This window comes from Natrinema salifodinae, from assembly GCF_900110455.1.
In the GTDB taxonomy this organism is placed as follows: Archaea; Halobacteriota; Halobacteria; order Halobacteriales; family Natrialbaceae; genus Natrinema; species Natrinema salifodinae.
Window position 1 is genome coordinate 1000074 of record NZ_FOIS01000001.1, and the last position, 24286, is coordinate 1024359.

The 24286-nt window shown below is 65.6% G+C and carries 17 protein-coding genes; 8 read left to right on the forward strand and 9 right to left on the reverse strand.

What is annotated here, in order from left to right; translation table 11 throughout:
• Nucleotides 1–6: 6 nt before the first annotated feature.
• From BMY29_RS04670 to BMY29_RS04730, 9 genes are all read right to left on the reverse strand, one after another.
• A complete protein-coding gene (locus BMY29_RS04670) occupies nucleotides 7–2355 on the reverse strand; it encodes a CIS12 family contractile injection system protein (protein WP_049990859.1) in 2349 nt (782 codons plus the stop codon).
• A 2-nt stretch (nucleotides 2356–2357) separates the two neighbouring features.
• On the reverse strand, nucleotides 2358–4310 hold the full coding sequence (locus tag BMY29_RS04675; RefSeq protein ID WP_049990858.1) for a putative baseplate assembly protein: 1953 nt from the start codon (nucleotides 4308–4310) through the stop codon (nucleotides 2358–2360).
• Between the two features lie 125 nt (nucleotides 4311–4435).
• Nucleotides 4436–7663, reverse strand: a complete 3228-nt coding sequence (locus BMY29_RS04680; RefSeq protein WP_049990857.1) for a baseplate J/gp47 family protein — start codon at nucleotides 7661–7663, stop codon at nucleotides 4436–4438.
• Nucleotides 7664–7783: 120 nt separating this feature from the next.
• The gene (locus BMY29_RS04685; RefSeq protein ID WP_049990856.1) at nucleotides 7784–8182 is read right to left on the reverse strand and encodes a GPW/gp25 family protein; all 399 of its coding nucleotides are present in this window, start codon (nucleotides 8180–8182) and stop codon (nucleotides 7784–7786) included.
• A 3-nt stretch (nucleotides 8183–8185) separates the two neighbouring features.
• Nucleotides 8186–8476 carry a PAAR domain-containing protein gene (locus BMY29_RS04690; protein WP_074854629.1) on the reverse strand — a complete coding sequence of 97 codons (291 nt, stop codon included), beginning with the start codon at nucleotides 8474–8476 and terminating at the stop codon, nucleotides 8186–8188.
• Nucleotides 8477–8531: 55 nt separating this feature from the next.
• A complete protein-coding gene (locus BMY29_RS04695; RefSeq protein ID WP_049990855.1) occupies nucleotides 8532–9269 on the reverse strand; it encodes a phage baseplate assembly protein V in 738 nt (245 codons plus the stop codon).
• The gene (locus BMY29_RS04700; protein ID WP_049990854.1) at nucleotides 9266–10291 is read right to left on the reverse strand and encodes a phage late control D family protein; all 1026 of its coding nucleotides are present in this window, start codon (nucleotides 10289–10291) and stop codon (nucleotides 9266–9268) included. The genes BMY29_RS04695 and BMY29_RS04700 overlap by 4 nt, the downstream gene beginning before the upstream one ends.
• 52 nt (nucleotides 10292–10343) lie before the next feature.
• The gene (locus tag BMY29_RS04705) at nucleotides 10344–11015 is read right to left on the reverse strand and encodes a CIS tube protein (RefSeq protein WP_049990853.1); all 672 of its coding nucleotides are present in this window, start codon (nucleotides 11013–11015) and stop codon (nucleotides 10344–10346) included.
• Nucleotides 11016–15428: 4413 nt separating this feature from the next.
• Nucleotides 15429–16424, reverse strand: a complete 996-nt coding sequence (locus BMY29_RS04730) for a hypothetical protein (RefSeq protein WP_143067648.1) — start codon at nucleotides 16422–16424, stop codon at nucleotides 15429–15431.
• Nucleotides 16425–17158: 734 nt separating this feature from the next.
• Here BMY29_RS04730 and cbiG point away from each other — a divergent pair.
• Genes cbiG through BMY29_RS04770 form a run of 8 tightly spaced genes read left to right on the forward strand, consistent with a single transcriptional unit; the run spans nucleotide 17159 to nucleotide 24198 of the window.
• Nucleotides 17159–18124, forward strand: a complete 966-nt coding sequence (gene cbiG, locus BMY29_RS04735) for a cobalt-precorrin 5A hydrolase (RefSeq protein ID WP_049990847.1) — start codon at nucleotides 17159–17161, stop codon at nucleotides 18122–18124.
• Nucleotides 18121–19017 (forward strand): precorrin-3B C(17)-methyltransferase, encoded by an 897-nt coding sequence (locus BMY29_RS04740; protein WP_049990846.1) that lies wholly within the window; start codon nucleotides 18121–18123, stop codon nucleotides 19015–19017. The genes cbiG and BMY29_RS04740 overlap by 4 nt, the downstream gene beginning before the upstream one ends.
• Nucleotides 19018–19037: 20 nt before the next feature.
• A complete protein-coding gene (gene cobJ, locus BMY29_RS04745; RefSeq protein WP_049990845.1) occupies nucleotides 19038–20081 on the forward strand; it encodes a precorrin-3B C(17)-methyltransferase in 1044 nt (347 codons plus the stop codon).
• A gap of 27 nt (nucleotides 20082–20108) precedes the next feature.
• Nucleotides 20109–20375: a ferredoxin gene (locus tag BMY29_RS04750; RefSeq protein ID WP_049990844.1), complete on the forward strand. Its 267-nt coding sequence runs from the start codon at nucleotides 20109–20111 to the stop codon at nucleotides 20373–20375.
• Complete coding sequence (locus BMY29_RS04755) at nucleotides 20372–21127, forward strand: hypothetical protein (protein ID WP_049990843.1); 756 nt, start codon at nucleotides 20372–20374, stop codon at nucleotides 21125–21127. The genes BMY29_RS04750 and BMY29_RS04755 overlap by 4 nt, the downstream gene beginning before the upstream one ends.
• Before the next feature lie 34 nt (nucleotides 21128–21161).
• Nucleotides 21162–22391: a CbiX/SirB N-terminal domain-containing protein gene (locus BMY29_RS04760; protein ID WP_049990842.1), complete on the forward strand. Its 1230-nt coding sequence runs from the start codon at nucleotides 21162–21164 to the stop codon at nucleotides 22389–22391.
• Between the two features lie 55 nt (nucleotides 22392–22446).
• Nucleotides 22447–22818 (forward strand): DUF3209 family protein, encoded by a 372-nt coding sequence (locus BMY29_RS04765; RefSeq protein ID WP_049990841.1) that lies wholly within the window; start codon nucleotides 22447–22449, stop codon nucleotides 22816–22818.
• Between the two features lie 6 nt (nucleotides 22819–22824).
• Nucleotides 22825–24198 carry a YncE family protein gene (locus BMY29_RS04770; RefSeq protein ID WP_049990840.1) on the forward strand — a complete coding sequence of 458 codons (1374 nt, stop codon included), beginning with the start codon at nucleotides 22825–22827 and terminating at the stop codon, nucleotides 24196–24198.
• Nucleotides 24199–24286 lie beyond the last annotated feature (88 nt).

A 24286-nucleotide genomic window follows, 5' to 3' on the forward strand; every position in this document is an offset into this window, starting at 1 on the left:
TACCGGTCAGTCCGACTCGCGAGTCCCGAGGACCGTGTCCGCTCCGAGGATGGCCTCACCCATGGCGAACGTTCGCGTCTGCAACGCGGTGTTGAGACCGAGGAACGCGTCCCCGCCGAGTGTGAACTCGTCCTCGAGCGCGAGCACGCGGGCATCGACGTGGGCCGGCGTCTCGGTCTCGACGATTTCTTCGACAGCCGCCCGATGAGTGGCGGATTCGAAGGGGCCACAGAACAGGACGACCGAGCGGTCGCCCGTCAACATCGAGGCGTACTCCTGTTTGGCGGACTCGCCGTCGGCTCGGTCGAGATCGGTCGGATCGAGGAAAAACAGGCGGTGGCCCGTGCCGATATCACCGGCCGCGTGGTCGCCACCGTCTCCGGGTCCGGTTGCACGTGACGCCGTCTCGTCGCCGGACCGATCGGAGGCGGTTCGTCTCCGCCGGTCGGACGGTGTCCCGGTCACGGGTTCGGTCCGGTCGGGAGCTGCGTGTCGTAAGTAGAGCTCGAGCGTCGCCCGCAGGCCGGCTCTCGTCCCGCGTTTCGCGTACAGTTCGGGAGCGCGCGCCAGGTACTCTCGGCGAGCGCTCTCCGGCCAGTCACGATACGCGTCGGCGGCGAGCCAGTCTTCGAGCCAGGCGAGCGAGTCGCTCGGGACCCCGTGGGGGTCGAAGTAGCGACTGATGTGCTCGATTTCAGATTCGATCTCGACGAACGATGTTTCGAAGACGGACAGGAACCGTTCGAGAAACGCGGCCGATCGATCGTCCGCCTGGTAGAGTTCCGGCAGATACCGAAGGTACGATTGACGGGGGCAGTAGGCCGTCGCGGAATCGACCACCGGAGCGGCGGTCGGAGTGCCGACGAGTTCGATGGCGACGTACAGATATCGCCCCGTCGCGTCCCGGAGCAGGATATCCGTGGGGTCGATCTCGTCGACGCGTGTCCACTCCGATTCGACGTGATCGACCAGCGTATCGCCGGCGGTCTGCTGCCACGAGCGGACTTCGGCGGGCGTGAGTCGATCGCTGCGCGCAGCCAGTTGGGCGGCAGCCGTCGTTGTGAGCTCCCAGATCGAGTCCACGTTCGCTGCTTGCAGCGTCGCGAGGACATCCAAATCGATGGGAGCAGTACTGGCACTGGTTTCGTTCCCGTCGGATTCAGCACCGGTAGACCGCTCTCCGGGCTCGGTGACGGCGGCCGCGGGCGGCTCGTCGGTCCCGGTGGTCGAGCCATCGACACTCGCCGCGGGTTCGGTGGCAGTGCTCTGCGGGTCGTCGGTATCGAACGGCAGCAGCGCCGGGTCATCGGTCGCGTGGTACCGAACGCGAACCTGGGTACTCGCCCCGGATCGAGCGAGTTCGAGCGCTAGTCGATGCCACTCGACGCCGTCAACTCCGGAATCGTACCGGTGCACTGCCAGTCCGACGTGCCGGTCCCGATCCGGGTGCCGGGCGTACTCCGCGACCTCCCGCAGCGCGTAGCAGGTTCGGTCCGCGCTACCGAGCGCGTAGAAGATCCGCCCGTCTCGGGCACCATCCCCGGGAGATCGACTGACGAGTTGATCGCAGCCGGCCTCGAGTTCGTGGAGGCGGTGGAACTCACCGGTGGCGGAGTCGAACTCGAACAGTCCGTGTTCGTTCCGTTCCCCGACCGTTCCGGCGAGCACGATCGTTCCCTGTGGAGCCGTGACGGCGGTCGGAACGAACTCCTCGCCGTCAGCAACGAACGCGTCCGTCGGTACGGGATACGTTTCGTCCCGAATCTCTTGGTCGCCCCGAAACGCCCGAACGGTCGGCACTCCGTCGACGACATCGAGGACGTACGCCAGACCGTCCGCGACCGCGAGATCGGCTGGCGAATGGAGCTGCCGGTCGATGCAGCGGTCGCCGTCACCGAGACAGACGATCCGTTCGTCGCCGTCGAGCGCGTAGATCGTCCCGCCGTCGGAGGTGAGTTCGACCGGCTCTGTCGCTCGCGACCGCAGCGTCCCGGTCTCGCGGCGGCGCCGAGGAGAGATCGTCACGATCGTCCCGTCGGCGTCGTTGACGACGAACACTCGGTTGTCGCTGGCACAGACGGCGCGGGGCGACTCGATCGAAATCTCGTCGCCGTCGAGCAGGCGCTGTCTGGCATCGGCGGTCGGATCGTATCGATACAGCGCCCCTGACGGGTCGATGGTGTAGAGCAGCCCCGTCGGGTCGACGGCGAGATCGACGATCGAGGAGCCGAGGCTCGACTCGCGGATCGTCGTCGTCCGTGCGAGGGAGATGCCGCCATCGGCCACCTCGACGTTCCGAGTCGTCCACTCGGCCCAGTCGGATTCACTCGTCGTCGTCGCGTACGAGAATTCCACTGTCAGCGCCCTCCGTCGTCCGTCATCGTCAGGTCCACGGTCACGTCTTCGACGGCGAACAGCGACGTTTCATCGATCAACACGGTTCGTTCGTCGATGGTCGTGCCACCGTGGGCGGTGACCGTCACGTCGGTCACGCGGTCGATCGCGTCGAGTTCGCCGACCACAGCAGCCAGTTCCGATCCGTCGAGCGCGCGTCCGAACGGCCATCCGTCGCCGTCGTACCCGTACAGCGGGTGGAGATAGGACGTGACGGCCTCGGTGACGTCCGCTTCGTACCCCCCACTGGTGTACCGGGGACGAGTGCGCCCTGCGACGGTGAGTTCGAGCCGGACGTACCGCGGGCCGGTCACGTGGACGCGGTCCGTCAGCAGGGTTCGCTCTCGAAGGTGTCGCCGGACGGACTCGAGAAAGCCCTCACTCGGGTCCGGATTAGGAACGTCGGGTGGCGCGTACGGGACGACGACCACGGTGGTTCGGTCACCGTCGATCGAGACGTTCGTCCGGCTAATTCGAAGTCCGGGCGTCCGCGAGGCGAGGTGTCGATAGTCGCTCTCGGTGACCGCGCGAGATGGCCGCCTGAGATCACGCCTGGCGCGTCGAAGGGTTGCCTCGATCGTCTCGTAGTCGGTGCCGCCGCTGGCTGCACGCAACGGGGTGACGTCGATGTCGGCCGGCGAGACGTCTGCCGGCAGTTGCGTACTCGAGTCCGTGAACTGCCAGACTGCGGTCGACGAGACGTTTCCTTCCTCGCCGCCGCCGTAGACGTAATCAGCGGTGATCGTCGCGTCCGGTGCCGGGACACGACCGGCATCGCCATCGCCGAACGTCACGCGGCCACGCTCTCGGTCGAGTACGTAGTGTGGATCGTCGGGCCCCGACGCGTCGAAGTCGGAGACCTCGACGAACCGGTGACCGTCGACGCGTATCGTGGCCGAGAGGATCGGCCGGTTCGCGAACGCGTACGTCTGCCCGTCGAGTCTCGCCGATGCGTCCGTCCCGTTCGCGTTCCCCTCGGGAGACAATCGCTCGTCGGCGACCGATGCGGCGTGGCTGGCGGTGACGACGTTCGTCCTGATCGCGTCGACCTGTGGCGGAATCTCGTGGCCTGGCGTCTCGACGCGACACCGCACCCAGACGTAGTCGTCCGCTCCGTCGATCGGAAACTCGCAGTTCCGAGCCGGTGGCGGCGACGGAGTGGTGGCTCCGGCGAGTTCGATCGAGCCGCCCTCGTACAGGGCGTTCGTTTCGTCCTCAGCGACTGAGAGCGATCGCCACCGCCCATCCCCGGGGTCGCGGTACTCCCAGGCGAGTTCGACCGACGGAGTAATCGTGACGGACCGATCCCCGGAGACCGGCGCTGGCTCCGGGAGATTGGCGTCGTGGTAGTCGATCGAGAGCGTGAGCCGGTCGGCGCTCTCGAACGGGTCGTAATCGAAGCCCAGATAGACGGCGTCACCTCGAGCGACGTCGTCGCCGAAGGGACGATAGAACATCCCGTCGGTCCGGTTCGCTTCCCCGTGTTCGGTCGATCCCGTTTCGTCGACGGTGACCACCCGCTCGATGGTGGCAGCGGTGAGAACCACCGTCCGGTCGGTCTCGAATCGATAGACGTCGCCGGTGCCATCGGTGACGGCCAGGCGCGTTCCGGCCGGCAGGCGTTCTCCCGTCGCCGCTGCGGGCGGCGACAGCTCAACCGCGGCCGTCGCCGGGGTCGGCGGACGACGGTCGTACCCGATCAGTCGCAGGTACTTCTCGCGGTGTTCGTCGGTGATCTGATCGAGTTGGTAGGTGTGCGTCTCGGTAAGCCAGGCGAGCACCTCGAGGATGGTGATTCCCGGATCGTGCGGGTTGAAGTCGGTCCACTCGTCCGAGTACGCCGGAATCCGTTTTTTCGCCTGTTCGAGCAACTCCTCGTACTCCCTATCGTCGAGATCTGGTACGTCGATTCCCATATCGTATCACCTCTGGCCGCCCGTTCGACGGGGTGAGCGGCGAGCCCGTGATTCCGTTCTGTCGTCGATCGCGGCTTCGGTTGACAGCCGTCCGCGTTTTCGCCGCGACGGTCCCGGACGCGTCATTACGTCGTCTCCTCCACGGTGACGGTGATCCGGTGAGAGCCGTTGCAGACGAGCGTGTCTCGTGGGAGCGAGCGGTGGGTCCCGTGTTCCGACAGCGACCACCGTTCGCCGCCGGTCTCGATCGTGACGTCGAATTCGAGCACCTCGGCGACGGAATCGACGCCGGCGACGACCTCGGAGAGGTCGTCGATATCCGGGACGACACCGAAGTCCCAGCCGTCCCCATCGTTCCCCCGCAAGGGATGGAGATACTGGTCGAGACGACGCTCGACCGCGCCTTTGAGCAAGGAGATGCTCTTGACGGTGGTCGCGTGGAGCGTCATCTCGATCGATAGCTCACCGTATCCCGGTCCGCGGACGACGATGTCCGCGTCGTCGGCGGCGACGAGCGACGCCGGTGCGTGGTCGGACAACGTCTCGCGGACACGATGTTTGAGCTCCATCGACGGGACCGGCTTCTCCCGTTCGGTCTGTGGAACGATCAGCACCGTCACGCGCGAGCCGTCGCCCGCCCCGAGATCGGGATCGCACGTAACCCGGGCCAGTTCCGGGAACGCAGCTTTGGCGACCTGTTCGTAGTCACGAGGGGTTACCGCCCTGCCGCGGTGTTTGAGTCGGTTCGTCGAGCGCGCGACGAGCGTCTCGGTCGATTCGACGTCGGCGCCGCCGTCGGCCGGCGTCGGGTTCGACACCGACTCCACCAGGGCGACCGAACTCTTCAGATCGGATACCGTCTCGGCCTCGACGTTGCCGTCGCTTCCCCCACCAGTAGTATACGTGGCCCGTACGTTGTCCTGGCCGGCCGGCGGAATCGCGCCGTTGGTCCCGTCTCCGAACTCGACGACGCCGAGCGTTTGATTGACGACGTAGTGTCTGTCGGTCGGCTCCGAATCGAGGAAGTCGGCGACTGCGGTCCAGCGGACCCAGAACGCGGTGAGTTCCTCCCGCGAGTTATACTCGGGTTCGACGACCGACGGGTTCTCAGCGATCAGTTCGCGGCGCTGTCCGGCCGGCAGGGTCGACAGTTCGTCTACCCACACATCAATGTCGATTACGGGGGCGTGCGCGCACCTGAACGACTGGTCGTGGGAACCGTCGCTGGAGCCGAGTGTCTCGTCCTCGATCGTGACGGTGTTGTACGCCCACTGCGTGTTCGGATAGATCCCTTCGAGAACGGGCGGGGTCGTCGTCCGCTCGCTCGCGACGTCGGCCGGAACCGATTCCGCCGCGGGTTCGGTTCGGCCAGCGGGCTCCGAATCCGGTGTGACCGACTCCACTCGAGCGCCGTGACGACCGCGATCGATAGCGAACTCGTTTTTGGTCACGCGGGCGCGGATCCAGTGGCGCTTCCGGTCGAACAACTCGACTGCGGTCGTCGAGTCGGGAAACGTGAGCGTGACGATCCCCCGTTCGGTCAGTCCACCGGTTCGGTCGTGGGCGTCGAGCTTTGCCCACTCGGATCCGGCAGCGTCGACGCAGTACTCCCACTGGACTCCGGGATCGAACGACTGTGGATAGGTCGTGTCCGTAACCGGGACGAACAGCGTCAGCGGGCCGTTCTCCAGTACGTCGTCGAACCCGAAGTACAGCGCCTGGCGGGCGTCGGGCGTCTCGACGAACGGCGAAAACGCGCCCGGCCGGTTCGTGAGATCGTCGCTGTAGGCGGCATTGTTGTAGCTAAATACGGTTTCGAACGACTGGGCACCGCGGTCGTAGTGAACGCTGACGTCGCCGAACGCCGGCGCGTCGGGTTCGTCGACGAGCGCTCCGCGGCCCCCCTCACTCGTCACCTCGAACGACGGCTGGCCGTAATTGCCGCTGACCAGGCGGGCGCGGATCCAGACGTTCTCGTGCCCCGAGACCGTCGTAGGCGAAACGTCGTCCGGGACTTCGAATCGAACGACACCGGGAGTCCGAAGCGCGTCAGTTCCGTCCTCAATCGAATCCAATCGCGTCCACCCGTCACCGTTCCAGTACTCCCAGGAGAGTCTCGGAGACCCGCCGAGGACGCCGATACCGTCGGCTCCGGAGAGACCGGCTGTCGCCGCGTCGGCATCCCTACTCGAGGCCGTGACATCGTTCTCGTCGCTCGCCGCGTCGTCGGTCGGCGGCGAGACGAACTCGAGGTCCACGACGCCGCCGAGTTTTGTGAACGCCTCCTGGCAGGCCACGTAGAACGTCGCCGGCGGGTGTGGAATCCGACCGAACGGTCTGATGGGGCCATCGTCCGGCGAAAGCGGCACGTCGTTCGACAACAGCATGTCCGGGTCCAATCCGCCCTCCCGACCGGCGCTGGCGACGTGTACTGACAGCGACTCGATCGTCGTCGAGAGAACGCTCGACTCGCGGTCGTCGATAGAACACCGAACCCACCGGCTCTCGACGCCGTTGACTTCGCGTTCGACCGTCGTTCCGGGGAGACGAAACGTCCGTTCGACACTGCTCTCGTTTCCGTTCCCGTTCCCGTTCGCCTGGCCCACCGTCGTCGAGCCGGACTGTAACCGTTCCTGAAGCGCCTCGACTCCGATTTCGGTGTCTCCACGGCGTCCGTCCGACGGGTGGACAAGCTCGTACCACCCTTCGTTCCCGTCCGCGTCCTCGCCGTAGTACTCCCAGACGGTCGCCTCGAAAAACCGTTCGGCGTCGCCAGCGGTCTCGACCGAGAGCGATAGCGACGAGCCTGCCTCGAGATTGAGCGCGGCCTCGTTTCCCAGATAGAGGACGTGCGATTGCAGGTTTTTTCCGGTGAATAGTTCGGTCGATTCCGCTTCGAGGACGTCGCTGTGATCGACGATGACGTCGGCACCCGGGTTGACGCCGACGACGTCCGTCAAACGAGCGGGCGTCGCCTCGAAGCCACCGTCCTGTGGGAGTTCGAATAGATGCGAATCACCGCCGGCCGGATCGGCAATCGCCTGCGTTCCACCCGGAATCGGCACGTTTCTATCGATATCCGTCGAGATACGGAACGTGAGTGGCGTTCTCGCTGCCTGTGGTGGACAGCGATCGAAGTCGAGCGCGTCCAGAAAAGCGAGTAGGTGTTGCGCCGGAACTTCGTTCAGGCGCTTCCGAGTGTCGGCCTCGAACGACGAGAAGATCCGTAACAGCGTTCGCCCGACGTCGCTCGTGTTCGGATCCCACGTCTCGGTATACGCGTCAGCGCGTTCGAGTAGCGTCTCGAACAGTTCCTCCTGATTCCGCTCGTCGATGATCGGTTCGTCGTTCATGGCGCCACGACCCTCCGTCCGAGGACACCGATCGGCGGCCGACCGACGACCGTCCGGGTCGATCGAACCGTGTCTACCTCGGGTTCGGCTCGTATCGGTTCCAGTGCGTCCATTTTCGGATCACCCATCTCCTTCCGTGATGTGAAACGGATAGACCATGTTCGCCAGGCTGTTCGTCGTCCGAACGCGGTAGTCGATCTCGATCAGAATTCTGTTCGGATCCTCGGCGTCGGTTCTGGCGGTAAGGTCCTCGACGTCGATCCGCGGCTCCCAGCGCACGAGCGCCTCGCGGACGCTACTCTCGATGAGATTCAGCGTCGACGGCGACGCGGACGAGTAGACGTGATCGTGGATGTCACAGCCGAACTCCGGGCGCATGATGCGCTCGCCTTTCGCCGTTCCGAGGATGATTCTGATCGCTTCCCGAATGTCGGCTTCGGCGTCGGAAAGTTCGATGTCGCCACGCTGGTCTGACGTAACCGGGTACTGCCACCCGGTTCCGAGGAAGTCGTCCGCCACGGTTCACCCGATGTGAACGGTTGGACAGCCGCCAACGATCGTGTTTGGCGGCCCATTCTCGATTATTTTGTCGCCCATCCTCGCCGCCGGCAGTTTGTTGATCAACACGCTCTCGCTTCCCATCGCGACGGTACCGCCGACGTGCGGGACGGCCCCCGACGTCAGCGGACAGGTGTGAACGTCTGCGCCGGCGCGCCACGCTGGGCGCTTTCCTATCAACACGTTCGGACTCGCGGTACCGGTCAGCGGCGTTCCGTGTGCGGTCGCATCGCCAAGTCTTGCTGCGGGTTTCATGTATCGATCAGCTGGTTCGTTCTCTCGTCCGTGTCTGTCGCAGTCGATTTGTCTCTCAGTTCAGTTGAATAATGGCGCCGCGGATCGTCAACGGTCCCGTCGAATCGATCCCCATCAGTCCGCTGCTCGAAATATCTAGCCGGGCCTTGCTCGACAGTTCGATCGTGTTCTTGCTCGAGATCGTGACGTCCGTGCCACCGGCGATTTCGACCGACTTCGATCCATCGATCGTGACGTTCGGGGCCGACAGATCGAGTTCGTCGTCGGCGGCGATCGAAATCCGTCCCTTCGAGGAGTCGAGCGTGATGGTGTTGTCCCCCCGGTCGTCGCTGATCGTGATCGTCTCTACGCCGTTCGAATCGTCGACGATGATCTCGTGTCCGTCGCTCGTTCGGATCGTAATGCTCCCGTCGTCGCCGTCGTCGAACGCGATCGTATGTTCGCTTCGCGACCGGATCTCGCGAATATCGTTGTTCCCGGCGTTTCGCCGTGGTGGCTTTTGCGCTCCGTTCCAGAGTGACCCGACGACGTACGGATTGTGGATGTCCCCGTTCTCGAACGCGACGAGCACCTCCTCGTCGACCTCGGGCAGAAAGTACGTCCCGTACTCGTCGCCCGCCATCGGTGCGGCGAGCCTGGCCCAGTGGCTCTCGTCGTCCGTATCTCGCCACGGGAACCGGAGCTTTACGCGACCCAGGTCTTTCGGATCCTCGTTGTCGGTAACGATGCCGACGACGACACCCTGAATACCGCCCTCGGAGGTCTCGCCGTCGAAGATGCCCGGATCGCTCACGATGACACCTCTACCGCCTCGAACGTGGTGCGGTAGCCTGCGGCGCCCATTCGGTGCGTCGCCTTCGTAACGTGGTAGTCCCCCGAGAAGCGGTCCCCGAGCTCGGCGAGTCGGATCGTTTCCCCGGCTCGTATCTCCGGGATGCCGTCGGCCTCGCCGTGAGCCTGAACGGTTCCGTCGGAGTACCGGTTGTGTTTCGTCTCTGCGATACGTTCGGCTTCGTCACGTGACATAGCTGGCACTCTAAACACCTCTTTGTGTGTCGCGTCGGAACTGCCCGCAGTCGCGACGATCTCCGTCTTTTTCCCGATGTCCCACGACCGGACCTCGACCTGGTAGTGACGTTTTCGCTGCGTGATTTCGCCGAAGAAATCGTGGAGCGATTCCCCGTACCACAGTTCGGCGACCGGATCGTCGGTCACTGCTGACGATCGCGGAACGAACCTGACGGCGTCCCGTTTCGCGTAGAACTCGAATCCGTAGGTCGAAGCGAGATCGTGGATGAACCGATAATCGCTACAATCGTTTTGGATAAGTTTCTCGCGTTTGACGTCTGCACTGTCTACCTCTATCGACGAGAACGGATACGACGACAGGACGTCCGTGACGGCATCGCCGATGGTGGTCGTCGACCACGAGTCCGAGCGGGTCCCTTGCATCGCCTCCCAGAGCAATCCGTATCCGGACACCTGCACTGAGGGACCTCGATCAGCGGCGAACTCACCGGTTATCGACTGGATCTTACCGGTCAAAAGCGGCGTGAGTTGGCCATCGTCGCCGTAACCCATCGAAATGTCCACGTCGGTTCCGACGTCGAAGTCGTCCCACGACAGTCCGGCGAACTCGTCTAGTTCCTCGTCGAAGGGATAGTTCAACGTAAAGGAAAACCGGTCTGCCCCCTCGAAGGTCGTCTCCACCACGAGATCGGCTATCCTGCCGCCCGGCTCTTGGAACGTCTGATCGCCGATATCGACCTTGAATCGGGGTGAATATCGTGGATGGTTGTCCAATTCAGCGCTCATGAGTTCGAATATGATGTCGGCGTTGGAGTCGAGTTGATCGTCGGTCGTGTCGCTACAGCGGCGGTAGTTCGAGCGTTTCCCCCGGCTCTATCGCGCGCGGGTTGGCGATGTCGTTCTGGTTTGCGATCGTTCGCCAGTGGGACGGGTCACCGTACTCCTCCGACGCAATGAGCCAGAGCGTGTCTCCCTCGGTTACCGTCCACACCTTGGTCTTGTCCGTCGATTCGGGGGCCACCTCCGACTTGTGATAGTCGGCCGTCTTGAACTCGGAGAAGACGATTGACACGCGAGCCCGGATCGGGATTCCGCTCGGAAGGAACTTGGTGAACTGTTTGTTAGCGCTCCGGACCAGCGCCGTGAAGTCGATTCCGTCACCCCAGACGAACCGGCAGACCGGCGGCGCGTGTAACTCTCCGTCGACCGACAGCAGCAGGTCGATGTACTTCGTGTACCGCTCGCGAACGTCGACTGCAGCGTCGTCGACATCGTCCGACTCGAGTTCGTCGGTCGTATCGAAGAACAGTTCCATCGAAAGCGTCTCCGCGTTCCCGTCCACGAACTGCATGATCGACGCCCCCGATCCCGTGGCTTTCATTTCGCCGTAGTTGACGCTCTTCTCGAGCGTGTAGGAGTTCGGGTTGAACTTACACTCGATCGTCTCTCCCTTTCGTTTCCCGTTTACGATCATGATCTGTGCCTTCTCGAGTTTGCCACCAGTCGCCACCTAGAACCCCCTCCGTTCACGTTCGACTCGCTGTTTCCGTTCGATCTTCCGGTAGAGTCGTTCAACGAGCCGGTCTACGTCGGCCTCGAATTGGAGCGAGTTCCCGTCCCACGGAAGTTCGGACGGCTCAGATCGATCGCGAGCGTCTCGTCGACCTCGGTCGTGACCGTCCGGATCGGACGGCTGCTCGCTTGCAGGCTTGCGCCCTGAAGCGGACCCATCGATACGGCCAACGCGTTGCGGGGTGTCTGCCGAGGAGGTGTTGGCGAGCCCTCTCGGTCGTCCGCGACCAGGTTCGTTCGTCGACTGTCGGCTTCCCCCGGCGTTGCCTCTCCGACGGTCGGCTGGACGCACCGTACCATCATCACGCTCTCCGGTCGAACCCGTCGTGCGTCCGTGGAGCCCCCGCCTCGCCGCCGTCGACCGCGAATCGTGCGAGCGTTCGGCGGCGTCGGCGAATCGATCGCGAGCGGATTCGCCGATGATCGATGTCCCCGCAGACTTCGTTTCGTCCGCTCTCGACCCAGTGGTGCCCGCTCTAGCGGAAACCGATGGTGTAGGGTCGCGATAGACGAGCGCTGGCCGATTGCTACTCGAGTTCATTCTGTTTCTCTCCGACCCCTCTCCGTTCACTTTTTTAGAATCTATTTTGTATTTAGTGATTTCGTTATCGTTACCAGACACGATCGGTACCGATCCGTCGATCCTGGTTGCCGTTGAGGTAGCCACCTGCCGTTCGGTCGCCGTGCTCGGGAGATCGACCTGCGCGCTGGTCGAGTCTCGAGGCGATCGCTCCATCGCCTGGCTCGCACCGACGGTGTCCGACGCTACTATCGCCCGTGTATTGAGGTCAGATCTCCGCTCACCGTCGTCCAGCGGATCGGCTTCCGGCGTCTCGCTCGTCACCGTCCTGCCCTCGGTTCGCGCACCGCTTGCCAGCGGCGACGCTCGAACGGTCGCTCCGCCGCTCGTCGGCATCGGCCCCGCGACGTCGTCGGGGCCGTCGCTACTACTGCGGCTGTCATCGGGCCCCGCTGACGCCACGCTACGTCGTCGTCGCACCGACGGCGACAGTCGACCAAGGTCCGTCATCCCGCTCGTCTGTGGCCGAACTGGACGTGAATCAACGGCAGCTCCGATCGAGTCCTCCGGAGCGTCCGTATCGAAACGTGTTGCACGCTGCGACGGGGCCCAATTCGGATCGGCGACCGTAACGACCCTGGTCGCGGAGACCGCACCGTCGAAAGCGGTCCCATCCGGATCAAACCGCGTTCGATCGTCGGTCGCGTCGAACTCCGAGCGTCGGCCGCCGGTGTGTGGCCGCCGATCGACCGTCGACCGCGACTGCGTCTCGACGGGCTGCCTCTCGACGGGCGATCGAGTTCCCACGTCGTCAGTCGGCCGCCGTTCGTTGGGTCCATCGCGCGTCAGCTCGCCGCGATTTTGGTCGGTCGGTCCGCCCTCGGTGACCGAATCCGCCAGGCGCACCGCCGGCGACCCCAGCACTGATCCGTTCCCGTTCGCGGATCGCGAGTGATCCGCCTGAATGCGGCCGGACGGGTCGGGTCGACTGTCGCATCGATCGGTCGATTCGACCGAGTGGGTGTGGCCGGACGAGGGTCTGACCGAGCGCTGTGACGACGAAATCGAGTCCGTGCCCGAGGTCGCAACACGCGGTGTGAGCGGAGCCGTCGGACCGCCGGTCGTGATCACCGGCTTCGACGGTCGATTACTGGCATTTCGGCGTCTTCTTCGGGCCGACCTGGGGATCGAACTAACGGGACCGAGATCGTGGGGACCGGACGCGGGCGCATCCGTTTCTGCGGGTGCCGTCCCGTCCCTGTTCTCCGCCGTGCCGTCACGTTTGTTCACGCCTGGCGTCGCCGTCGTCTCCTGAGGTCGTGCTCCGTGACCATCCCGATCCGCTGGCTCGGCGCGGGTAACGGAAGCGGACGCGGACGCCGTCGGAGTCGCGTCTGTAGCCGTTCTCGCTCGACCGACCGGATCGTCGCCGTTCGACGCTTCGACGGCGCGTCCGAGCCGAGACCCTCGTAGTGACGATGCCGACTCCGTTTGGGTTTCGATCGCGACGTCGGCCCCGGCAGAGACGGAGCGGGCAACCGACCGCTGAGCGGCCCTCGATCGTCCCGTGCCAGTACGACCGGCGTCGGTGTCGATACCGGTCCCGGTGACAGCAGTTGGGAACGGCCGGCTCGATCGGAACTGTGTCACAATTCTTGTCGTCGTGATCGCCGTCTCGAGACCGCCCTCGTCAATCACCTGCGCGAATCGGCGATCCGAACGACCCTGTGGACCATCGTCTCTCCGCGACGTTTCGGGGTCGGCGGCGTGAGCGGTTCGTATTCGCCGAGCGAACGAGTTCGAGAGACCCCCCGCCGGAGCAGTCGACCGATCGAGGGGCCGCTCACCGTCGACGGGCGATCGGCCACCCTCGACAGAACGGCGGTTCGACGTCGTCAGCCCTGACGAGGAACGCGGTGTCGGTCGACTCGATCCGTTCCTCGATTCGGAATCTGCCACCCGAGACAGCGCCGGCAGGTTCCGTGATTCTGATGCCGCTCGGCCAGCCGTCGGCGATCGATCCGCCGGCGCTGGAGAAACTGGGCACCCGTCAGCGGTCTCGGCCGACACCAGGCGTCGGTCGTTCGCACCGACCGACGAATCCGTCCGCCGAACATCCGCGGTAACGCGAGCGTGATCGGACGGCCCAGATGACGCCGTTTTCCGGCTACTGTTCCCGCAGTCGTCGACGGGATCTCGGTCCGAACTGTCGGGATCGGTGTCAACTGGGTGTTCCGTCGGGACGTCCGTGGTGACGACTGATCGGCTCCGCGCGTCTCCGCCAGGCGAATCGTGATCCCCGTCAGTGACGGTCGCCGTCGACGGGCGTGAAGGGGTACTGCGAGCGGAATCGAGAGGCGCTCCGCCCGAGAGCAACCGTCGTCCGAAATCCGATCGTCGACGTGTAACAGTGGCCGCCGATCGGCTCCGACCCTCTCCGTCGGTATCATCGGTCGGCGCAGTGTCGAATCCGGCGTCGCCCCGCCGCTCAATCGACCGCGACGGATCAGGTTCGTCGACCAGTACCGTATACGCCGCCGAGTGTCGAGGAGACGATCGCCGGCCGGCACGACGCTGTGCCGACCGGGAATCGATCGCCGCGGCCGGATCAGCCAATTCGCCGATGGTCACCCGGCGACGAACGGCATCGATCCCGACGGCGGTTCCGAACGGGGCCGTCCGCTCGCGGTGTCGGAATCGGGCGGTCGACCCCGTCGTGTCCTCCGGTCGACCGGCGGCCTCACCGCGTCGCTCGAGTGCATCGGTAGCGGTCGGTGTCGGCGACCCGGACCGGGCACCGCTATCGCGGTCCGCCACGCGCGTCGGTGATCCAATTACGACGCGTTCACCATCCTCCGTCGCCGTCGGTGACGGAACTGATGGCCGCAGTGGCGACTGAATCGAGTCGCCCACGTCCGGAGCGGCTCCCTCACCACCGATCGGTCGTGGCTCTCGGACGGGTCGGCCGGATCGAGTCATCGGAGCGTCGCGAGGCCGCCTGGCCGTCTCGCCGTCGGAGACCGTCCGGCGAGCGTCGGTTTCGGATTCACCGCTCCCCGCGGAGGCGACCGTTTCGAACCGCACACCGGCGACGCGGCCGGTGTCCGCACCCGAGTCCGAACGCGACTGCGTATCCGACATCGGTCCAGTGCGACCGGGCGACCGGGCGATCGTTCGTGATTCGCTCGTCCGAACGGCCGGCGCACCCGACCGGAGCCAGGCGGCCGATAGAGGGGATCGCCCGTCCTCGGCTGGCGAGTCGGACAGCGACGAGACTGGGGGGTGGCCCGTCTCCGACTCGTCCGCCGGAGCGGGGAGAAACGATCCGTCGGAAGCGTCAGCTTGTGATTCGGACGGTCTCGCGGCAGCTCGCGGTCGCGGGTGGACGCGAAACGTGAACTCGGCCGCCGCGTACCGGTTCCGGATCCGGAGGGCGAACCGATCGGCCAGGCGAGCGGGATCGATCGTTCCGATCGACCTGTGTCGACGATCCGGACCGTCGATCCGCAGTCGGTCCACCGCTCCGGCGGTCGTCACCGTGTCGGTGCTCCCTCCTCCCGGTACGCTGTGCCCGTCTCCATTGTCGTCGTCGCTGTTCGTCTCCGTCGCCACGCCGGACCAGGCGGTGCTTACGCTGATCTCGCGGAGTGCCGACGCTGCCGTCGAACCCGTCCACTCGCTCGTCACGATCGGAGCCCCCGTTGGATACCGACGGCAACCCCTACTCTCCCCGGTCGACCGTCGATCGTTTCTGCGACCATCACGTTGTTCGGTTTATAATTCACGGAAACTTAATTGTTTTCAGACACTATCGTCCCGATCCGATGTTCGTTAGTTCTGTGACGGATTAGCGACGGAATCTCGCGGTGTCGCGTCGACGTCTGACTCCCGAGACGAAGCCGATCGATCGGGATCGGGAGCGGTCGAATCGGCGTCCTGCTCGGCCGCCGTCCGGCCCTCTGAACTGGCCGCCTGTGCAGTTCCGTCGTTCGACCACTGAAGGGGATATATATCGCCGCTTTTCGTGAAAAGCGTCGGCGTCTCCTCGCCGCGTTTGAGACTGTACCCCAGCGGTAGATCGATCGAATCGTCGTTCGGTTCGAGCGAGAACGACTCGGGAATCTCGAAGGTACAGACCGCACCTGGCCGCAGCGTGAGGTCGACGCCGAGTCGGTAGAGGTCGAACTCGGTATCTCGGATCCGGGACTCCGAGAGGTCGACCGACGTTGCCGCTCGGTTTTTGATGCTCAGTTCCCGGGTCGGACGCGATTCGGGCGCGCTGACTGTGACGATCGCGATATCGGTTCGGTGCGTCGTCGTAGCCTCGTATCGATTGTACACGAGTACCGTGGCGCCGATCCAGAGCAGGATCGATCCGAGGACCGTCGCCGAGACGCGAAAGTAGCCGAAGTACCAGAGACCGACGTACCGGAGAGCGAGACCGCCGAGGACGGCGATCAGGAAGCCGACGATGACCGACAGGGTTCGACTCTCGAGCCCTTTCGTGTGAACGTATCCGGTCTTGACGGACGAAAGAGACGAGTCCGCGCCGAAACGCCGTCGATCCTGCAGGAGTAGCAGACCGGACGAGAGCGGCCAACTGACCAGAAATCCGAGGACGACGGCGGAGGGATGAACGCGACCGAGCAGCGCTGCGCCGCCGAGGGCAGCCATCACGACGATGGCACAGAGACAGCCGACGAGCATCGACTGGGCCCACGTCGAGTACTGCTCCCAGCGCTCGTGGATCGGATCGCGGTAGGTGCGATAGCACAGATAGCACGCACCGACGAGCACACCCGTGGCGAACGACGCGAGGAACACCACCGCCGCCGGCGAAAGGGTTCGCGACAGAAGCGGGAGGGAAACGGACGGGACACCGACGTTAGGCGCAACCACTCTGAAGAGGGCAGTCACCACGAGTGCGAACGGCACCGCGCCGACCAGTACGAGGAGGACCGGAACGAGACGTTTTCGGGTGTCTTCGCCGAAAACCGTCGGTAGTCGATTCGTGACACTCATCGCTCTCTCGTGCTCCGTTCGTGTTTCCGGATAGCCTTCGGCTCGCGATCGCCTACCGTCGCCGTCGAGACCGCCCTCGAGCGTCTCTCGGACGAAATGGCGTCACAGCCACGGTCGTGACAGAAATCCCACCCAGCACAATCGTACATATGAGTCAGTTGTTATCTCAAGTTGCGTTTAGGATTATAAAGACTCTGATCGAGACTCACGATAAATTAATGCCGGATTCCGTTAATATGTGATCGCGCGGCCGCGTACGATGACGTCGAGTGGTATGTTTGGCGAACCGAAGCGTCACAGCCGTCGAACGGAGACGTCAAACGGCGCGATACTGCCAGCGGCGGCGAGCAGACGAAAGCGGTACGTGCACACCCGCGCTACCGATCGCGGTCGATCGGCGAAGGCGTTCTCCGTCCGCGCACGATTCCGACAGCGACTAAACCTTGTTTGGACTTGAGAAACGTAGCTTGTATTAGGGTGGACGGTATGGTATAGACCGTGAGGTCGCATATGTGCACTGTTCGCGACGGAGGGACACGATGAGTTCCGGAACGGACGAGGACAGCAGTCACTGTTCGACGCCGGACAGCGACGGGGAAGTTGCGTCGGAGATCGCGATCATCTCCTTCGAACGCAAACTGGACACTGCCGAGAAGATCAAAGCCGAGATCGGTGACCGCTACGACGCGGTCGACATCATCGAGTACCACGGCGACGTCTTCGAGGAGCACTGGGGCGAGTACGACTGCTTCGTCGGCCTGATGGCCTCCGGGATCGCGATGCGGAAGACGGCCCACCTGCTCGACGACAAGTGGGACGACCCCGCGATCTGTGTCGTCGACGAGGAACTGACCTGGGCCATCCCGATCACCGGCGGCCACCACGGCGCCAATCAGGTCGCCCAGGACTTAGCGACGATGGGCGCCGTCCCGGCGATGACCACCGCCTCGGAGGCCGCGGGCAAGCAGGGCGTCGAATCGAAGGCGAAGGCGATGGACGCCCACGTCGTCAACGGCGACTCGACGGTCAAGACGAATCTGGCCGTCCTCGACGAGAACCTCGGGCCCGTCGCGCGACTCGACGGCCCTCGGGCCGTGCTGGTCAGCGACGACGTGACGGTTCTCAAGCGCAACAAAGACGACGGCGTCGTCATCGGCACCGGCAGCGTCTCCGGCGCGGACAAGGAGGCGTTCCTCGCCGCCTGGCGGAAAGCGCTCGACCAAACGGAGTACGACGTCGACGACGTCGAGTTCGTCGGCACCGCGACGCGGAAGGAAGACGAGGACGGACTACTCGAAGCCGCGCAGGAACTCGACCTCGGCGTCGTCGCTTTCGACAAGGAGACGCTGCTCGATCACGAGGGGCCGACGCCCTCGAAATCCAAGGAACTGATCGGGTGGCCAGGCGTCTCCGAAGCCTCGGCCATCGCGGGCGGGCGCGAACGGGAACTGGTCCTCGAGAAGATCAGCTACGAGGACGAGGTCACGGTGGCGATCGGCAAATGAGCGGGCGCGAGAGCGACGCCGCGGCCACGGACGCTGCGGATGCGACGACTGACGGCACGCCCGACGATCACGGGACCCTCTACGTCGTCGGCATCGGACCCGGGCTGCCGGATCACATGACCACGAAGGCCAAGCGGGTCATCGAATCCGCCGACGTCGTTATCGCCTCGAGCCTCTACCAGGCGTTCCTGCGCGACGACGGGACGATTCCGCAGGAGGAGCGAACGGACGAGGACGGGATCGCCACCCGCGAGGACGGCACCGAACAGGAGATCGTCCGCTCGACGATGGGGCGACAGATCGAACTCGCCCGCGCGGCGTTCGACTACGTCCGCGAGGGAAAGACGGTTGCCCACATCTCCGGCGGCGACCCCTCCGTGTACGGCAAATCGGACCTCATCTTCAAGATGGCCGAGGAGGAGGACGCGACGGACGTCCCCATCGAGATCGTTCCCGGCCTCACCGCCGCGCTGGGCGGCGCGGCCAACGTCGGCGCGCCGCTTTGCAACGACTTCTGTACCGTCTCGCTGTCGGACAAGTGGCGCGGCTGGGACGAGATCGAGGAGAAGCTTCGCGCGGCCGCGATCAGTGACTTCGTGATCGTCCTCTACAACTGCTGGCGCAACTACGAGAAGGCCGTCGAGATCGTCCGCGAGGAGCGGACCGACGACGCCCTCGTGGCGATCGTCAACGACGCCGGCCGCGAGGACGCCGGCCGGAACGGCGAGAGCCAGCACATTACAACCCTCGGCGAGGCCGCCGACCACGACGACAAGGTCTCCGGGATGGGCACCTCGCTGATCATCGGCAACCACGAAACCGAGACCTGGCGCAACGACGACCGAACGTATCTGGTCACCCCGCGCGGCGGGCGTGACGTCGACGACTTCTGATCCAGACACACGATTCAGCCATGAGTACGGACACTAACCCCGACGCTGACGACGAATCGACTTCGAAGTGCGGCGCACCGACGAGCGACGCCGATACCGAGGCCTCGAGTTCGGGCTCCAAGTGCGGCGGCTCCTCGAGCAACGCCGACGACTCCAGCGGGTCGAAGTGCGGCGCCTCCTCGAGTTCGTCTTCCTCTTCGAGTTCGAAGTGCGGCGCCTCGAGTTCGAGTGACGACGACTCGGGCAGCAACGAGAAAGAGGTCGGCGCGACGATCGAGGACTTCGACGCCGAGCCCGGCCAGCTGATCGCCGTCGGCCTCGGCCCCGGCCACCCCGAAGGGATGACCGAGCGCGCGAAGGACGCGCTGCTCGAGGCCGACCACATCGTCGGCTACACGACCTACATCGAACTCATCCCGGACGAGATCACCGAGCAGGCCGACGACATCTACGACACGCCGATGTGCGGCGAAGTCTCCCGGACCGAGGAGTCGATCGACCGCGCGCTGGCGGGCAACGACGTCGCCATCGTCGGCAGCGGCGATCCCAACGTCTACGCGCTGGCCGGCCTGGCGCTCGAGATCCTCGAGTCGAAGGGCGCGACGGCCACCATGGTCGACTTCGAGGTCGTGCCCGGCGTCCCGGCGGCCCAGTCCTGCGCCGCGCGCCTGGGTGCCCCCCTCGTGAACGACACCGTCTCGATCTCGCTGTCGGACCACCTGGTGCCGATGCCCGAGATCGAGTCGCGGCTGCACTCCGTGGCGAAGGAGAACTTCACGATCACGATCTACAACCCCTGGAGCCGCAAGCGCCGCGAGAACTTCGAGAAGGCCTGCGAGATCCTCCTGACCCACCGCGACCCCGACACGCCGGTCGGCATCGTCCACGGCGCGGGCCGCGAGGACGAACAGGTGCTGATCACCGACCTCGCCGAACTCGAGGAACTCGGCGAGAGCGAGATCATCGACATGACGACGACGATCGTCGTCGGCACCGAGGACACCTACGTCTGGGACGACCGGATGGTCACGCCGCGGGGCTACGAGACGAAGTACGACTACTGAGCGCTGCACAGCGGTTTCCCAACTACAATGCCACGATACGAAGTCACCATCGAGAAAGACGCCTGCGACGGCATCTTCGCCTGTCTGACCCGGGACCCGCGGTTCGTCGAGGGCGCGGACGGCCTGGCGACCGTCGATCCCGACGCGGACCCGGTCTACGACTGTGAGGGAGAAGTCACCGACAACGCGGAGCGAGTCGTCGCGACGTTCGACGACGACCGCATCGACGAGGCTCGCCAGGCCGCCGCGGCCTGCCCGACGGACGCCATCGTCGTCCGGGAGGTGGGCGAATGAGCGACGCCGAGAGCGAGACCGGCGACGAGCCGGTCGCGATCGAGGTCCCGTCGGATCCGCTCGCGGGCCACCCCGCGACGGCGTACTTCTGGGGCCACGTTGCCGGTAGCGGCGAGGTTTCGGATGGCGCGGTTCGGAACGAAGTGAGAACCGCGGACGGCGCACGGCGCAGCCGTGCGCACATCGAGGTTGTGACCAACGACGAGGAGTCCGCCCGGGTGCTCGCCGCGGTCGTGGGCGGCGACCTCGAACACGACACGATCAGTCGCGACTACGCGCACGACACGTCCATCACGCGCACTGAAGACGAGTACACGCTGTCTGTCGACGGCGACGAATCCGGACTCCTCGGCCGCAGCGGCGCGCTCGGCCTCCCCGTCGACGGCCGCGGCAACTACCGCTTCGGCGCGTTCTCGGAATACGACCGGGAACTGCTCCGCGGGCTGCTCGAGGGCTGTGGCACGATCTGCTTCAAGTCCTCCAGTGGCACCGTGGGCATCTCCTTCGTCCACGACGATCGCGAACTGCTCGAACTCGTACAGGAGCTGATCGACGGCTGTCCGGTCGGGGCCCCGTACGACGACCTCTCCGAAACGTCATCGGGCGGCTACTGGTTTGGCGTCGACGACGACGCCGCGCCCGCGTTCGGCACCTGGCTCTACGAGAACTGCGAGGCAACCGGGCTGTTCGCGCCCAGTCGCCGCCGCAAGCTCGAGAAGAGCCTTGAGCAGGCGGAGGCGTACGACGAGTAAGCGACCGACACACGAGTCACGAATCCCACTCACGATGAGCACACCCGACGAACCCGCGTCCGGCTCCGCCGCGTTCGACGACGAGGCCGTCCTGCTGGTCGGCCACGGCTCCCGGCGCGAGAAGTCCAACGAACAGGTCCGCGACCTGGCCGCCGGCCTCGAGTCCCGTCTGGGAATCCCGGTCGACGCCGCGTTCCTCGAACTCGCGGAGCCGGCGATCGACGACGCCGTCGCAAGTCTGGCGCCCGTCGCCGACCGGGTGACGGTCGTCCACTGCTCGCTGTTCGCGGCGAGCCACGTCAAGAACGACGTGCCGCTGGCGATCGACCAGGCCCGCGCCGAGCACGACCTCGAGATCGACAACGGCGCGCACCTGGGAATCCACCCCGCGATCCTGGACTTGCTGGACGACCGCGCCGCCGCGGTCGCGTCGGAGCTGGGCGTCGACCGCGAGGCAGACGACGTCGCGGTCGTCCTCTGTGGCCGCGGGTCGAGCGATCCGGACGCCAACGGCGACGTCCACAAGCTCGCCAGGCTGCTCTACGAGGGCCGGGCGTTCGACCGCGTCGAAGCGACCTTCATCGGCGTCACGGAGCCGACGCTCGAGGACACCCTCCACGGGCTCTCGAAGCACCGGCCTGACGCGGTCGTCGTCCTCCCCTACATGCTGGGAGACGGCGTCCTCACCCAGCGGGTCCGCGACCGGACGGCGGAGTTCGACGAGGAGTACCCCTACGTCGACGCGCTGGCCGGGGATCCGCTCGGGACCGACTCGCGGCTGCTGGACGTCTTCGCCGACCGCTGGCAGGAGGCCAGGTCCGGAAGCGTCGAGATGTCCTGTGACACGTGCAAGTACAAGGTCGATCTCGAGGGCTACGAGGAGGACGTCGGCGGCGCTCGCGCGATGTTACGGGCGCTGGCCCATCAGGAGGCCCACGCCGACCGCGAGGACGTCGACGACGAACCCCACAGCCACGACGCGCCGGAGAAACACGTCGCGGTCTGTACCAACCGGACCTGCGCCGAGATGGGGTCGCCGGCGGTGCTCGAGCGACTCCGACAGGAAGCCCGCGACTCCGAGCACTGCGACGCCCGCATCACCCGCTCGTCGTGTCTCGGCCGCTGCGGCGACGGGCCGATGGTCGCCGTCTACCCGGACGGGGTCTGGTACGGCGACGTCGAAAGCGAGGACGCCGAACGGATCGTCGCCGACCACCTCGATCGGGATCGCATCGTCAGCGACCTCGTCGATCAGACGCTGTAGTACCGAGACGAAAGACACGACACTGCCGATTCGATACGACCATCCACCAACACCCATGAGCTGCTACGAAATCGAAGCACTGCGACTCGGACTGATGAACGTCCTCGGCGTCGGGGACCAGCACGCCCGCGAGCACGCGGAGAAAGAACTCGAAGGGAACCTCGAGGGGCCGATCGAGGGCCTGGCGAACGCCGAGAGCGTAGCGGAAATCGAGCGCCACCTCGACGCCGCCCTCGTCGATCTGGAAGAGGAAGTCGCCGCGATGGCCGCCGACGACCCCGAGTACGACTACACGCGGGGTCGGCTGCTGGCCGTCCGCGACGCCGAGCGCGCCGTCCAGCGGCTGCAAACGCAGGGCGAAAGCATCGTCGACGGCCTCGGGGACGCCCACGACACCCTTCACGAGACCTTCCCGGTCGAGGAGTAAGCGACGATGGCCGACACCGAGAGCCAGACCGACCGCGAGACCGCGACCGACGGCTCGGCCGAGTTCCGCCGAGCGCCCCTCGGCGAGATCGAACCCGCCCGCAGCCGGCACATGTGGACCAGGTCCGCCGTGCACGCGACCGCGACCGACGGCCTGGTCGTCGCGGGGCAGTGGGACGGGACCGTGACCGCCTACGACGTCGACGTACTCAACGGGGACGCGCCCGAGTCCGACTCCGATCCGGACCCGCGATGGACGGTCGACCATCCGGACCACGCGGTCGGTATCGCGTCGCTCGGAGCTGGCACAGGCGAGGGCGACGGATCGATCGTCGTCGCCGGCCGCGGTGACCGCGGAACGATCACGGCCTACGACGCCGTGACGGGCGACCGGCGCTGGCGCTACGATACCGCCGACGACGTCGGCGACCCCGTCAAGGACACCGTCTTCTACCTGCCCTACGTCGTCGCCCTCGAGACCAGCGTAGACGCCGATGGAACGGATCGGCTCTACGCCGCCGCGCGACGCTACGAGCGCGACGGCGAGACCCGACGCTGGGACAGCACCGTGTATTCGTTCGACCCCGACGGGGAGGTTCGGTGGCGCTACGAAACCGACGCTTCCCCGATCGCGCTCGACCTCGCCGCCGACGGCGAGCGCCTGGCGGTCGGCTACAACCGCTGTCTGGGCGACCACGACGTCAGCCTGGTCGTCCTCGATACCGACACGGGAGAGCTGACGTGGACCTGGGACCCCGGGACCGAGGGCGACCGCCGGGTCGGCGACGTCTCGTTCGACGGGGAGACGATCGCCGTCGCGAGCCACGGCGACAAGCGCGGCTACCTCCTGGGATCGGGCGGCGCCGAGCGCTGGCGTGTCGACCTCGCCGTGGAGACCGAGATCGACGGCGAGCGGTTGTACGCGTATCCGAACCACGTCCACGCGGGCGACGGCCGCGTGGCGTTCGTGACCGGCAACACCTACGCGGTCGAGAGCCGCGAGACCGAGAGTCGCCATCCGAACGAACACCGGATCGCCGCGTTCGACGCTGACGGCGAACCCCTGTGGGACGACCCGGTCCGCGGCTTCGTCCACGGCCTGGCCGCCGACGGCGAGCGGCTCGTGGCCCCCTGCGCCCAGAACTTCCGGGTGCGCGACCCCGAGACCCACGCCGTCCGCTGGTTCGACCTCGGTTCCGGGGCGGGCGGCGTCGAGCGCGTCGACGGCATCGCGACGGCGGCGAGCCTGGCCGGCGACGTCGTCACCGCCGTCGAGGAACCAGTTCGGTATCACGACGACGACGAAACCCGCGGCGAGTACGCGCTCCGAGTCGGCACCCTCGCGGAGACCTCATCGGCAGCACCGATCGAACGTCGCTGACCGGGTTTCGCACGGTATTCCGATTTTCTCGCTATCGTGTTCGATAGTCGCACACGCAAGGGCAACCACCACAACGCTCACTCCCGTC